We start from the raw sequence: 13346 nt of genomic DNA on the forward strand, positions 1-13346 counted from the left end.
GACCCGGTTACAACATGATTGTCGCCGTAAAGCGCGGCGAGGGCGCTGGTCGCGGCAACCCTCCGCCGCCCACCGGCTTCGATGGATCGGCATCAGATGCGGCGTCCCTGGCGGGTCCGCTGACCCGCAGCGGCGATTACTCTGCCGCCTCGGCGGTTTCGGTCTCCTGCTCGGCCAACCAGCGCTCGGCGTCGAGCGCCGCCATGCAGCCCATCCCCGCCGAGGTCACGGCCTGGCGGTAGACATGGTCGGTGAGGTCGCCCGCGGCGAAAACGCCGGGGATCGAGGTCTCGGTCGTGCCGGGCTTCACCTTCACGTAGGCGCCGTGATGCAGGTCCAGCTGGTCCTTGACCAGTTCCGAAGCCGGCGCATGGCCGATGGCGACGAAGAAACCGGCGCAGGGAATGTCGGTCGTCTTGCCGGTCTTCACGTCCTTCGCCCGCACTGCCGTGACGCCGAGCGGGTCGGTATCGCCCAGCACTTCCTCGACCGTGTGGTTCCACAAGACCTCGACCTTCGGATGCTTGAAGAGCCGGTCCTGCAAGATCTTCTCGGCGCGAAGCTCGTCCCGCCGGTGAATGAGTGTGACCTTCGTCGCGAAATTGGTGAGGAACAGGGCCTCCTCCACGGCGGTATTGCCGCCGCCGATCACCACGACCTCCTTGCCACGATAGAAGAAACCGTCGCAGGTGGCGCAAGCCGAGACGCCGAAACCCTTGAACTTCTCCTCGGACGGAAGCCCGAGCCATTTCGCCTGCGCGCCGGTCGCGAGGATCACCGCGTCGGCGGTGTAGGTCGTGCCACTGTCGCCGGCGGCCGTGAACGGGCGCTTCGAAAGGTCGAGCGACGCGATGTGATCGGAGATGATCTCCGCTCCCATCGCCTTGGCGTGCTCTTCCATCCGCACCATCAGGTCTGGGCCCTGCACGTGGGTATCGCCGGGCCAGTTCTCGACCTCGGTGGTGATGGTGAGCTGGCCGCCGGGCTGGATGCCCTGGACGAGGATCGGATTGGTCATGGCGCGCGCCGAATAGACGGCCGCCGTATAGCCCGCCGGTCCGGAGCCGATGATCAGAACCTTAGTATGCCGCGTGTCGCCCATCGTCCGCCCTTTCAGAAGCTGTCCTCGGTCATATAGTCCCCTGTGCTTCCCGCGAAAACCCCAGTCACTGGGTTGGACGCGCCTCGCCCTGCGCAACACGGTCGCTGATGGCGGCGAGGCAATCGGGAACATCGCCGTCAAAGTAGTTCGGCGGCAGCCACTTCATCTCCGACACGACGTAGTTGACGGAAGCGTCGTCCGGCTTGGTATTGACGATGTCGAGCACGGTTCGTCCGTCGGAATCGACCTCGAATGCACGCCCCTGCTGCGGGCTCGTGACCACAAGGCCTCCCGCCTCCAATTTCTGAACCTTGCCGCGAATTCGCGAATAGAAGTTGTTCTTCCGACCGTCGAAGACGACACGGCGTTGGTTTGTCTGCGGATTTATCGCGACGATGTCGCTGTAGTCGCGCGCCATACGATTGTTGAAGACGAGGATCTCGCCGTTCGGAAGCCAGTCGGGATCATGCTGGCGGATTACGAGGCCGACCTGCCACCACCGGAAGCGCAACGTTTCGGGGTCGAGCACGAAGAGCAGGTTGAGTTCGCGCGCGCTGACCAGAAGATCGCCGGGCTTGAACGATGGGAAGGCCGGGGCGAACGCGGCGGGAAGGGGCTCCACATCATTCAGATGCAGGCTGTCGGGCAGCCAAAAGCCGGTCGTGTTGCGGCGGTTCCTTTCGGGGTCGTTGCCGTGGGCGCGTCGAAGCTCGAGGATGTCGACCTCGGGGTTGGCGTCGATGATCTGCTGGACAGAGATGTCCCGCTTGATGGACCCATCGGCGACGGCGATCTGAACAAGGTCGGTGCCGTCGCGCAGGGACCAGAGGTACTCGGAGCGGTCGTCCAGCGTGATCGTGTGGGTAAAGCGGCCGTCGGTCGCCCAGATGCTGTCGCCGCAGGCGGTTTCATGCTGCACGCTGACGCTGCCATCGAACGTATAGATGAAAGAGCCGTCCCGCAGGATTTCAAAGCCGTGCGGAAACTTCTTGTAGTTCGAACGTGGCTGCAGCTTGCCGGTCGCCACCTCCTGGAGGGGCCAAACCTTTGCCACCTCGAGTTCGGGGGAAATCAGGAGCGCGGCATTGCGCGCCTCTCCGTCGATGGCGAACGCCCCGACGAGCACCCGCCAGCCGGGGGAAGCGCGCTCTGAATCCGCGCGAAGAAGGAGGCCCTGAAGCGCAATATCCCGGGCGGTCTTGATGGGTGCAAAACCCGAATAGTCGGCATCGGCATCCCGTTCGACACTATACGCCTCGTCCCGGTAACCCCCGCTCGCGATGCCGGCAAGTTCGGCCAGCGTGCGGGCGGTCAGGGACGGGAATGACGCGATCTTCACCACCAGATTTCCGATCGGGCCGGTCAGTTCGCTGCCCGAGACCTTCGACTTGACCAAGCCGCCGAAGAGGACGGTCAGAAGCAGCCACAGAATGAGGCATAGGAGGAACACCCACAAAGGAACGGACCGTCCCAATGCGACAGCCTCCATTTTGTCGATCAGCGGGATTGATGATAGGGGCCTCGGTCCCGGCCGACAACGCCAATCCGGCAACTAATGGCCCACCAGGCTTGTTCATGAGCAGCGCCGTGGCAAGGCACGGTTGCCAAGCGTGCAAAAAGTTGCGCGCGAGCGAAATATTATTGCGCAGCATGGCTTTCGACTGTAAGTTCCGCAAAAATTCAAGGAGAAGCCATTATGGCCGCCAACAGGCTCGACGAGATTGACCGCAAGATCCTCGCTGAATTGCAGGACGATGGGCGCATGACCAATGTCGAGCTTGCCCGCCGGGTCGGGATCTCGGCGCCGCCCTGTCTGCGCCGTGTGCGGACCCTGGAAGAGGGCGGCTATATCCGCGGCTACCACGCCGACGTCAATCCCCGCGAGCTGGGTTTCGAGGTTCAGGTCTTCGCGATGGTCGGACTGCACAGCCAGGCCGAGGCCGACCTGTCGGCCTTCGAGGCCAAGTGCCGGGTCTGGCCCCTTGTCCGCGAATGCCACATGCTGAATGGCGAGATCGACTTCATCCTGAAATGCGTCGCCCCGGACCTGTCGTCGTTCCAGACCTTCCTGACCGAGGAACTGACCTCGGCCCCGAACGTGGCGAGCGTGAAGACGAGCCTCGTGATCCGCTGCGCCAAGGATCAGCCCGGCGTGCCGTTCGACGTGCTCGAAGCGCGGCTCGGGCGCAGCGCCTGACCGGCGCGGCGCCCGCTTTGCACGGCGGCGCGGCCTAGCCGGCCAGCGCTGCCTCCACATCGTGGGCCGACATGCGCGGATGCGCCATCGCGCCGAATTCACTGAAGGATTTCATCTGCGGGAAGAGCGACAGGAAGAGCTGCGCCACCTGCGGGTCGAAGCCGTCGGCCATGCGCGTGCCGGGATGATAGCTTTCGATCTCGAGCCCCGCGGCGCGAAGCGATCCCTGCCGTTCGAGCACGATGTGATAGACCGTGACCGGTGCGACCGGCGTCACCTCGATGATCGAGACCCCGTCGGCGAAGCTTCGTGCCGGCGCGTAGGCGCTGTCGATTCCGGTGGCGAAGCGGCAGCGCGCGTCCCTGACCAGAAGGCGCGCGCGCGGCCCGAGGACGAGGTCGGGCATCGGCCTTCCGACGCCGAACGCGTCGGCCGTGATCCGCGTCAGCTTGCCGCCATGCATGCCCGGCATCGCCCTGGGCGGGAAGAGTGTCATCGAGCCGATCCAGGTGATGGTCTCGGCCCGGCCTTCGCCGGTCAGGGCCTCCATCCCGGGCACAAGATCCTCGACCGCGACGGGTCCTTCCGCCGTGGCGATGACGCTGCCCCGCGCGAAGGCGGAAAATGCCTCCTCAAATTCGGGAATCGCGGGGGCGAGGCGCGTACCGGTCTCGATGGACCCTGCCGGATCGAGATAGGCGATTTCATAGCGCCGCGTCAGAGCGGGCCGCCGGGTTGGCCGGGTTTCCGCCGGGGCGACGGGTTGGGAGGGAATGTTTCTGCCCTGAGGAACGGGAGAGTTGAACACATCCGTCGTCAGACGGACGATACCATTATGAGGGTACGACACGCGAACAGCCTTTCGGTCTGGTCACTCTGCGGAGCCCCCACCCCTAAATGCAGATTGACTATGGAGACAATCTGACCGGTTTTCCCGATCCTGTCAAAAATTGAGGATGATTTTCAGGGGCGTGCCGCCTAATCCGGGGGGCCGAAAAGGCTTTGTTGATCGGGCCGCGACAAGTCGAGCGCATTAACGCTTCCGCAACGATTCGCCGGGCGCGCATGCCGCGAATCACCCGCTCGGCATGGCGGAAGCCGGCGGACCGATCCCTGGGGGAGAATGATCGGTCCGCCGGTTCTTGGATCCCTGCCCTGGAGGGGTGGGCCGGGACGAGTGAGGGCTGGGAAGGGTCAGCTGCGGGCGGAAAGACCGGTGTCGCTCTGGCTTTCGCACTTGCGCGCGGCGATTGGGCGGGCGCCGCGTTGCCAGGGCAGGGCTGGGCCCGGCTTGGCGCTTTCGGCAAGTACCGATTTCATCCAGCGACGTTCCGGTTTCATCTGACTGCTCCTTTGCCTCAATTCACGACCTCTGGCGGGCCGCTTGCTTTGCTTCCGATTCTGCGACCGGATAGGCAGATATTACCGGGCATTGCGGCAGAGATTGGGCGGGGTTATGGGAATTTTCGGGGCAGAGATAGCGGCGCGCTTCTGTCGCGCCACCGGGCCGTCAGAGCCGGATCGCCGAAATCAGCCGCCCGTAATCGGCCTCGTGCCGCAGAACCGACCGGCGGTAGGAATAGAACCGCTCCGCATCGGTATAGGTGCAGTGGCGGATCCACTCGGCGTGCCGGACGCCCGCCTCGCGCAGCCGGTAAAGACCGAAGCCGGGCAGGTCGAAATGCGCCCGGTCGCCATGACCGCCGGAGAAGAAGCGCGAATAGCCGGGATCGACGCCCATGAATTCGTCGAGGAATTCGGGGCCGACCTCGTAGGCGCGCTGGCTGATCGCCGGGCCGATCACAGCGGCGATGTTCTCTCGCCGGGCGCCGAGCGCCTCCATCGCGGCGAGCGTGGCTTCGAGCACGCCGAGAAGCGTGCCGCGCCAGCCGGCATGGGCGGCGCCGATCACGCCGGCCTCTGCGTCGGCGAAGAGAACCGGCTGGCAATCGGCGGTCAGCACCGTCAGGGCGAGACCGGGCGTGGCGGTCACCAGGGCATCGGCGCGGATCGAGGTCGCCATCGGGCGGGTGACGGTAACAACATCGGCGGAATGGACCTGGTGCACGCCGATCATCGACGGTGGCTGAACCCCGAGCGCGGCGGCCACCCGTTCGCGGTTGATCGCGACCGCCTCGGTCTGGTCCGACGAGCCGTGGCCACAGTTCAGACCCGAAAAGATCCCGGAAGAGGCGCCGCCCTTGCGGGTGAAGAACCCGTGGCGCAAGGGGGTGAGGGCGTCATGCGTAAGAATTTCGAGCGTCATGGCAAAGGGTCAAATCCGGGCGGTGGGGGGCCTCCCCGTGGATAACTCGCAATCACCTTGAACAACTGTCCCATTTCCGAGGGATGGGTCAAGCGCCGATGCGCGGCGATATGGGAGTCGAGCGCGGCGTCGCTGAGCTTGCGGGCAAGAACCTCGGCCCGCGCGGTGATCCCGAGCCGTTCGAGAAGCACGCCCTGCGGCGTCATCGCCGTCACGCCGGCACCGGCGCCGGCGAGCGCGGCGGCCAGGGCTTCGAAGTCGACATGGGCCGTCAGGTCGGCCTCGCCGGGGGTCGCGAAGGGATCGACGGGTTTGTGGGCCTTCAGCGCCTGAAAGGTGTCGCCGAGGGAGTGCCAGCCACCATAATCGACAATCAGCGCTACGCCGCCCAGCAGGGCGATACGGGCGCCGATCTCGGTGGCGACGGCGGGCAGGGCCGGGCAGGTCTCCACCACGTCGCCGGGCCGGGTGTCGTCGAGCCGGGCGGCTAGGGCAGGATAGCGCGTCACCGGACCGAGGCCCGGCGTGAGGCGCCCGTCGCTCAGCCCGACCTGGCGTTCGGCCCATCCCGCGCCCCGGCGTTCGAACTGCCGGATCGGCAGGGCGTCGAAGAATTCGTTGGCGACGAGGAAGATCGGCAGGTCGGGCAGATCCTCCACCCGGTCGTGCCAGACCGGGCGATGCCCGGAAAGCGTTTCCGCCTGCCGGGCGCGGAGCACCGGCGACGCCTCGACCAGATGGATCTCGGCCGCTTCGGCCATGCCCTTCACGGCCCGGATCGCGCGAAGGATATCGGCAATGAGCGTGCCGCGCCCCGGCCCGATCTCGGCGAGCGCGAAGGGCGAGGGCCGGCCCTGGTCGAGCCACGCCTGCGCGAGACAGAGCCCGAGCATCTCGCCGAACATCTGGCTGATCTCGGGCGCCGTCGTGAAATCGCCGGCCGCGCCGAAGGGGTCGCGGGTCGCATAATAGCCGTGCGCGGGGTGGAGCAGGCATTCGGCCATGTAGTCGGCGATGCTCATCGGCCCCTCGGCCGCGATGCGCCGGGCGAGGATCTGCCCGAGCGGCGTCACGCCCGCGCCCGCCGCCAGAACCAGAGCCCCGCCGCGATCATCGGCAGCGACAGGATCTGGCCCATCGAAAGACCCAACCCACCGGCATGGACCACATACCCCATCGGGTTGTCGGGCGTGATGAACTGGGCATCCGCCTGGCGCACGAATTCGACCGCGAAGCGCGACAGGCCGTAGCCGAGAAGGAAGATCCCGGTGATCCGCCCCGGCCGCTTCAGCGCGCCGGCGCGCAAAGCCGCGAGGAGGACGAGGCCGAGGAGGAGCCCTTCCAGACCCGCCTCGTAAAGCTGGCTCGGATGGCGGGCGCAGGTGCCCGGCAGGATGTCCGCGCAGACCTGCGCCGCCTCGCCCGGGAAGATCACGCCCCAGGGAAGGTCCGTCGGCCGGCCCCAAAGCTCGGCATTGACGAAGTTCGCCAGCCGCCCGAATAAAAGACCAACCGGCGCCACCAGCGCCATCGCGTCGGAAAGCTGCATCGGCGGCACCGCGTGGCGCCGGCAGAACCAGAGCCCCGCGACCACGGTGCCGAGAAAACCGCCGTGAAAGGACATGCCGCCTTCCCAGACCTTCAGGATCTCGGCCGGGTGCGACAGGTAATAGCCGGGTTGGTAGAAGAAGACGAAGCCGAGCCGCCCGCCGAGCACCACGCCGAGGATGATCGCGGTCAGAAGATCCTCGGTCCGCTCCGGCGCCATCGGGGCGCGGTCGCCGGGCCAGAGCACGGGGCGACGCATCAGCGCCCGGATGATGAAGAAACCCGCCAGAAGCCCGGCGAGATAGGCGAGCGCATACCACCTGAGCGCCAGATGGAAGCCGAAAAGGTCGATCGCGAAGATCTCGTTCGAGATGTCGGGAAAGTTGATGGCGGCGTGCATGCGGTCTCCTTGCCCCCTCTCTGAGCGCGGGGCCGCGGCGAAGTCAACCTTGAGCTTTCGGTCCCCCGCGCGCATATAGGCGGCAGATGTGATTTGCCCCGTGGGAGGCGCCCGATGAGCGGACCGAACAAGTTCTTCGACGACATGTCGAAGCTGATGACCAACGCGATGGGCGTGGCGCAGGGGGCAAAGACCGAGGCCGAGACGGCGATGAAGTCCTGGATGGACCGCTGGCTGGCCGACCGCGATTTCGTCACCCGCGAGGAGTTCGACGCCGTCCGCGCGATGGCGCAGAAGGCGCGCGAGGAGAACGAGGCGCTGAAGGCACGGATCGAGGCGCTGGAGGCGGTCGGCAACCCGCCGCGCGCGAACCGGGGCGGCAAGTCGAACGGCTGAGCTGTCCTCAGGACGTCAATAGGTCGGGATGCCCTTCGCGCCGAGCGCGGCGACGGGCTCGAAATCGGCGATCAGTCAGCGCTGATGTGCAGGCATGGGTGGCGCGCCTATGCTTGCGGTCGCGTCGCGGCCCGTGACTCCGGCGTTCCGATCACCGTCTCGCGGCCGTCAGGGCCAAGAGGCGGCCGTGATGCCCTGCCGGTGGCTTGCAGCCTGCGGCAGATCGTATGCCTGCACACCCTTTCCACAACATTTGGGAATTATCCCCAAAATATTGCTTTACAGACGCCTCTGCGGCCTACACCATATCTGGTAGGAGAAGCGGAATGTTCCGCCGATCCTAGAGCAGGCAACAATGCCTCGCCGGCTGCCTGAAACGCGAGGCAAGAACACGAGAGGCCGGGCATGTCAGTATCCGAATCCTATCTCAACACCGAAGACCTGCATCCGATCGACATCGTCGAGACGCTTGCCGAGCATCACGACTGGGACTTCGACCGGGTGACGGACGACCAGATCGCGATGGCGGTCGAAGGCCAGTGGCGGACCTATTCGATCACGCTCGCCTGGTCGAGCTATGACGAGACGCTGCGCCTCATCTGCACGTTCGAGATGGATCCGCCGGAAGAGACCCTGCCGGCGCTTTACGAGGCGCTGAATCGTGCCAATGACATGGTCTGGTCGGGGGCCTTCACGTTCTGGAAAGAGCAAAGGCTGATGGTCTGGCGCTACGGACTCTGCCTCGCCGGTAGCCAGATCGCCGGGCCGGAACAGATCGACCGGATGATCACCGATGCGGTAACGACGGCCGAGCGCTTCTATCCGGCCTTCCAGCTGACCTGCTGGGGCGACGAGTCACCGGAACGCGCGATGGATGTCGCGATGGCGCGGGCCTTCGGGCGGGCCTGAATTGGGGCCGGTCGGGGCTTTCCCTCGGCCGCCGGATCGGTAATCTCTGCCTCCGGACGAAGGAGGCGATCATGGATATGGGAACGGTGCGCGACCGGGGGCTGGTGCTTCTGGGCTGCGGCAAGATGGGCTCGGCGATGCTGGCGGGCTGGCTGAAGGGCGGGCTGCCGGCGAAGAGCGTCTGGGTGCTCGACCCCCACCCGTCGAACTGGGTCCGGGCGCAGGGCGTGCATCTGAACGCTGGTCTGCCGGACGCGCCGGCCATCGTGCTGATCGCGGTGAAGCCGCAGATGATGGCGGAGGCATTGCCGTCCCTGAAAGCGCTGGGCGGCGGCGGAACGCTGTTCGTCTCGGTCGCGGCGGGCACCACCATCGCCACCTACGAGACGGTTCTGGGGGCCGGGACGCCGATTGTCCGGGCGATGCCCAACACGCCGGCGGCGATCGCGCAAGGCATTACCGCGATCTGTGGCAACGCGCTCGCGGGTGAGGCGCACCTGGCGCTCGCCGAGGCGCTTCTGAGCGCGGTCGGACAGGTCGTGCGGCTCGACGGCGAACACCAGATGGATGCCGTGACGGCCGTGTCGGGTTCCGGGCCAGCCTATGTCTTCCACCTGATCGAGACGCTGGCCGCCGCGGGCGAGGCCGAAGGACTGCCCGGGGCGCTGGCGCTGCAACTCGCGAAGGCGACGGTTGCCGGGGCAGGGGCGCTGGCGGAAGCGGCCACGGAGGATCCCGGCCAGCTTCGCGTCAACGTGACCTCGCCGGGCGGCACGACGGCGGCGGCGCTGGCGGTGCTGATGGACGAGGGGCGCGGGTTTCCGCCGCTGTTGAAAGAGGCTGTCCATGCCGCCGCCGAACGGGGCAGGGAGCTTGGAAAATGACGATCACCTTCGACGATTTCCTCAAGGTCGATATCCGCGTCGGCCGGATCACCCGCGCCGAGCCTTTCCCCGAGGCGCGCAAGCCCGCGTTCAAGCTCTGGGTCGATTTCGGCCCGGAGATCGGCGAAAAGAAATCCTCGGCCCAGATCACCAGGCATTACCGGCCCGAAGAACTGATCGGCCGCGAGGTGCTGGCCGTCGTGAATTTCCCGCCGCGCCAGATCGGGCCGGTGAAGTCCGAGGTGCTGGTCCTCGGGGTGCCCGACGAGGCGGGCGAGGTGGTGCTGATCGGACCGGGGCACGACGTGCCCATCGGCGGACGGCTGTTCTGATTCCGGCGCGGGCGAGAGAAAAGTGATGGCGCCACACGGCGCCTCCGCCGGATCAGGCGGCGTCGCCGTCCGCCCGGTCGCCGATCTCGTCGCGCCAGTGACGCCTGCAGAGCGAGACGTAGGTCTCGTTCCCGCCAATCTGAACCTGCGCCCCGTCGCGGAGCGCCTTGCCGTCCGGCCCGCGCCGCACCACCATGGTCGCCTTCTTGCCGCAGTGGCAGATGGTGCGCACTTCCCGCATCTCGTCGGCCAGCGCCAGAAGCGCGGCCGAGCCGGGGAAAAGTTCGCCCCGGAAATCGACGCGGAGACCGTAGGCCATGATCGGCAGGCCGAGATCGTCGACCGCGCGGGCCAGTTGCCAGACCTGATCCGGGGTGAGGAACTGCGCCTCGTCGAGGAAGACGCAATCGACCGGTCCGTCCTCCAGCCGTGCGCGGAGCAGGGCGAAAAGATCCGTGCCGGCGTCATAGGTCTCGGCCGGCTCGCCGATGCCGATGCGGCTGGCGATGCGGCCCGCCCCGGCGCGGTCGTCGAGGCGCGCGGTGAGCAGATAGGTGACCATGCCGCGTTCCCGGTAATTGTGCGAAGCCTGAAGGAGCAGCGTCGACTTGCCGGCATTCATGGTCGAATAATGGAAATAGAGCTTGGCCATGCGCCCAGATAGCGCCTCTGCGGTCCGGGGTTCAAGACGGGAGCCCCGGGGTTCCGGAGAAGTCCCCCAACGACCTTCCCCGGACCCCGGTTGCCTGGAACACCAACGCCCATCATCAGGGCCGACATCCCCGCGATGGTGCAGTCACTCGTACACGTTGAAAGGTCCGTCGCGCTTCTGCCGGCTGGACCGGCTTCGACTCTCCCACCCGTCAAAGGCGCGACGAACCCCTACTCGAACCGGCGTCGGGTCACCGGAACCTCTTACCCATCCCCGAACACCGGAGACGGTTTAGAAATGACAAATCCGTTCCGAGCCATTAAGGGGAAAGGAGGTGGCGATTTCCCCCGGCCGCGCCGGCTGGGCTCCATTGCATGGGAGGATGTCCGTGGCGAAGCCGGTCGGCAACTATCTGAAAAAGCACAGCGAAGCGCTGGTGAAGGATGTCGGCATCGAGGCCTCTGCCGAGTTGTGCGGAAAGTCGAAGGCGACGCTCGGCAGGTACTACTCGGACGACCCCGACCATGCCGATCGCTTCATGCCGATCGACGTCGTGGCGGCGCTGGAAGGGGCGGCGCGGTTTCCGCATGTCACCGCCGCCCTCGCCGATCTTCGCGGCATCACGCTCAGCTACGATCACGATCGCAAGAATTCGACCGAGGGCGGGGTCAACTCGACCGTCGTTGCGCTGAGCCAGCGCTTTGCCCAGTTGATGGCCGAGTACAATCTTTCGATCCAGGACGGGAAGATCTCGATCAACGAGGCCAAGCGGCTTTTGAACGAGACGCTGGCGATCCAGAAGGTGCTGATCGAAATGAAGCTGCACCTTGAGGAAGAAGCGCTCTGACCCGCGCGGGGCCCCGGCCGGTCGGACCGGGGCGCGCGATGCGCCCCGGTGCCCGCGATCACGCCGCCTTGGCGCGCCGTGGCCGCCGCGAGGGGCGTTTCGCGGGCCGAGTCTTCTGCCCGTCATTGCGCGGCCCTTGCCGACCCTTGCCGCCGCGCGCCTTCGCATCCTTCGCCGCGGCATCGGCCTCGGCCCCCGACGGGGCGCTGCCGCCGATGACCGGGATCGCGGCTTTCATCACCTTCTCGATCGCTTTCAGCTCGCCGAATTCCGCCGGGGCGCAGAAGGCCACGGCGCGCCCCGCCTTGCCGGCGCGGGCGGTGCGGCCGATGCGGTGCACGTAGTTCTCCGGCACGTTCGGCAGGTCGTAATTGTAGACGTGGCGGACATCGGGGATGTCGATGCCGCGCGCCGCGACATCGGTCGCGACTAGGATCTTGAGATCGCCGTTGCGGAACGCCTGCAGCGTGCGCTCGCGCTGGCCCTGGCTCTTGTTGCCGTGGATGGCGCCGGCGCTGAAGCCCCAGGCGTCGAGCAGTTTCATCAACTTGTCCGACCCGTGCTTGGTGCGGCCGAAGACCAGCGCCAGTTCGCCGGGATGCTTTGCGATGTAATCAGCGAGGAGCTTCGCCTTGTCGCCCTGATTGACGAAATGCACACCCTGGTCGATCTTGTCGGCGACCTTGCCCGGAGGCGAGACCTGCACCCGGACCGGGTTGCTCAGGTAGGTCGCGGCGATCTCGTCCATCAGCTTCGGCATCGTCGCCGAGAAGAGCATCGTCTGCCGTTTCGCCGGCAGGAGCCGCGCGATCTGGCGCAGCGCATGGATGAAGCCGATGTCGAGCATCTGGTCGGCCTCGTCGAGGACGAGGAAGCGGACATCGGTCAGCTTCACCGCCTTGCGGTCGAGAAGGTCGATCAGACGGCCCGGTGTGGCGACGAGGATGTCGATGCCGGAGGCGAGGCGCTGGGCTTGGGCGTTGAGGCTCGCCCCGCCGACGACGCGGAAGGTGCGGACCGGGGTCTTCAGCGCGAATTTCTGAAGGTTTTCCGTGATTTGTGTCGCGAGCTCCCGCGTCGGCGCAAGGATCAGCGCGCGGCAGGTCTTTGGCTCGGGCCGGCGGCCGATTTCCAGAAGCTTGGTCACCAGAGGCAGGCCGAAGGCGGCGGTCTTGCCGGTGCCGGTCTGGGCGAGGCCCATGACGTCGCGGCCGTCCAGCGCGGCCGGGATGGCGCGGGTCTGGATCGGTGTCGGCTCGGTCAGGCCGATCTCGGTGAGGTTGGCGACGACACGGGCGTCGATGCCGAGTTCTTCGAAGTAATTCAAGGTGTTATCCTGTCGGTACGGCCCCTTTCAAAGGGCCGGAAAAGGTCAGTGCGCCGAGTCCCATCGGGACGCGTCGCGGTATCAGCGGGGCGCGGTCCAACGCGGACCGCAGGACCCCTGGCGTGACATGGGAACCGGTGTCCGGGCCTCTGCCCCCGTCATCGGGGAACGGCTGCTCACGCGGCAGCGGGCCAGTCGGACCTGCGGCAGATGGGGCTTTTCGACCGGGAAGTCAAGCGTATGTATTGCGTAGGGAGCGCGTAGGCTTGGCGTAGTTTTTCCGTAGCTACAGCGAGGGGCCGGCGCGCCGACCCTGACCGGCAACGCAAGCGCTGTCGCCGGGGCCGTCTATGTGGCCGGTGTGGGGCGGCCGGGCCTTGGCGCACGAAGGATCGTGAAAGCGGGCGTCCAGTGGACGGCCGCGCGATCCGATTGCCCGGAGGCGCGAGCCAGAGGGCAAGGGGCTATCGGTTCGCGCCGGACATT

Annotated in this window: 15 protein-coding genes; 6 read left to right on the forward strand and 9 right to left on the reverse strand. The window is 66.5% G+C overall.

What is annotated here, in order from left to right; translation table 11 throughout:
- Positions 1-136: 136 nt before the first annotated feature.
- Together trxB and V5734_RS06810 are read right to left on the reverse strand one after the other, a co-directional pair.
- Positions 137-1102, reverse strand: a complete 966-nt coding sequence (gene trxB, locus V5734_RS06805) for a thioredoxin-disulfide reductase (protein ID WP_347312750.1) — start codon at positions 1100-1102, stop codon at positions 137-139.
- A 64-nt stretch (positions 1103-1166) separates the two neighbouring features.
- Positions 1167-2591, reverse strand: coding sequence for an arylsulfotransferase family protein (locus V5734_RS06810; protein ID WP_347312751.1), 1425 nt, complete (start codon positions 2589-2591; stop codon positions 1167-1169).
- A gap of 207 nt (positions 2592-2798) precedes the next feature.
- On the opposite strand from V5734_RS06810, the gene V5734_RS06815 reads away from it, so the two are divergent.
- Positions 2799-3299, forward strand: coding sequence for an Lrp/AsnC family transcriptional regulator (locus tag V5734_RS06815; RefSeq protein ID WP_347312752.1), 501 nt, complete (start codon positions 2799-2801; stop codon positions 3297-3299).
- A gap of 34 nt (positions 3300-3333) precedes the next feature.
- Here V5734_RS06815 and V5734_RS06820 read toward each other — a convergent pair whose 3' ends face one another.
- The 5 genes from V5734_RS06820 to lgt all read right to left on the reverse strand — a co-directional run bounded on the left by V5734_RS06820 (position 3334) and on the right by lgt (position 7513).
- The gene (locus V5734_RS06820) at positions 3334-4149 is read right to left on the reverse strand and encodes a Hint domain-containing protein (protein ID WP_347312753.1); all 816 of its coding nucleotides are present in this window, start codon (positions 4147-4149) and stop codon (positions 3334-3336) included.
- Positions 4150-4493: 344 nt separating this feature from the next.
- A complete protein-coding gene (locus tag V5734_RS06825) occupies positions 4494-4640 on the reverse strand; it encodes a hypothetical protein (RefSeq protein ID WP_347312754.1) in 147 nt (48 codons plus the stop codon).
- A 169-nt stretch (positions 4641-4809) separates the two neighbouring features.
- On the reverse strand, positions 4810-5565 hold the full coding sequence (gene pgeF, locus V5734_RS06830) for a peptidoglycan editing factor PgeF (protein ID WP_347312755.1): 756 nt from the start codon (positions 5563-5565) through the stop codon (positions 4810-4812).
- Complete coding sequence (locus tag V5734_RS06835) at positions 5562-6587, reverse strand: class I SAM-dependent methyltransferase (protein ID WP_432759680.1); 1026 nt, start codon at positions 6585-6587, stop codon at positions 5562-5564. Before V5734_RS06835 ends, pgeF begins: the two co-directional genes overlap by 4 nt.
- A 47-nt stretch (positions 6588-6634) precedes the next feature.
- A complete protein-coding gene (gene lgt, locus V5734_RS06840) occupies positions 6635-7513 on the reverse strand; it encodes a prolipoprotein diacylglyceryl transferase (protein WP_347312757.1) in 879 nt (292 codons plus the stop codon).
- 114 nt (positions 7514-7627) lie between these two features.
- Here lgt and V5734_RS06845 point away from each other — a divergent pair, with 114 nt between their 5' ends.
- The 4 genes from V5734_RS06845 to V5734_RS06860 all read left to right on the forward strand — a co-directional run bounded on the left by V5734_RS06845 (position 7628) and on the right by V5734_RS06860 (position 10034).
- Complete coding sequence (locus V5734_RS06845) at positions 7628-7909, forward strand: accessory factor UbiK family protein (protein ID WP_347312758.1); 282 nt, start codon at positions 7628-7630, stop codon at positions 7907-7909.
- A 405-nt stretch (positions 7910-8314) separates the two neighbouring features.
- Entirely contained in the window at positions 8315-8818 is a 504-nt protein-coding gene (locus V5734_RS06850) for a YbjN domain-containing protein (protein WP_347312759.1), read from the forward strand.
- Between the two features lie 71 nt (positions 8819-8889).
- Positions 8890-9702, forward strand: a complete 813-nt coding sequence (gene proC, locus V5734_RS06855) for a pyrroline-5-carboxylate reductase (protein WP_347312760.1) — start codon at positions 8890-8892, stop codon at positions 9700-9702.
- Positions 9699-10034, forward strand: coding sequence for a tRNA-binding protein (locus V5734_RS06860; protein WP_347312761.1), 336 nt, complete (start codon positions 9699-9701; stop codon positions 10032-10034). The genes proC and V5734_RS06860 overlap by 4 nt, the downstream gene beginning before the upstream one ends.
- Positions 10035-10086: 52 nt before the next feature.
- Here V5734_RS06860 and V5734_RS06865 read toward each other — a convergent pair whose 3' ends face one another.
- Positions 10087-10686: a thymidine kinase gene (locus tag V5734_RS06865; protein ID WP_347312762.1), complete on the reverse strand. Its 600-nt coding sequence runs from the start codon at positions 10684-10686 to the stop codon at positions 10087-10089.
- Positions 10687-11074: 388 nt separating this feature from the next.
- Here V5734_RS06865 and V5734_RS06870 point away from each other — a divergent pair, with 388 nt between their 5' ends.
- Positions 11075-11533, forward strand: a complete 459-nt coding sequence (locus V5734_RS06870) for a hypothetical protein (protein ID WP_432759670.1) — start codon at positions 11075-11077, stop codon at positions 11531-11533.
- A gap of 58 nt (positions 11534-11591) precedes the next feature.
- Here the strand turns inward: V5734_RS06870 and V5734_RS06875 are convergent, their stop codons facing one another.
- Positions 11592-12860, reverse strand: a complete 1269-nt coding sequence (locus tag V5734_RS06875; RefSeq protein ID WP_347312764.1) for a DEAD/DEAH box helicase — start codon at positions 12858-12860, stop codon at positions 11592-11594.
- Between the last annotated feature and the right edge of the window lie 486 nt (positions 12861-13346).

Source organism: Defluviimonas sp. SAOS-178_SWC, from assembly GCF_039830135.1.
Taxonomy (GTDB): Bacteria; Pseudomonadota; Alphaproteobacteria; order Rhodobacterales; family Rhodobacteraceae; genus Albidovulum.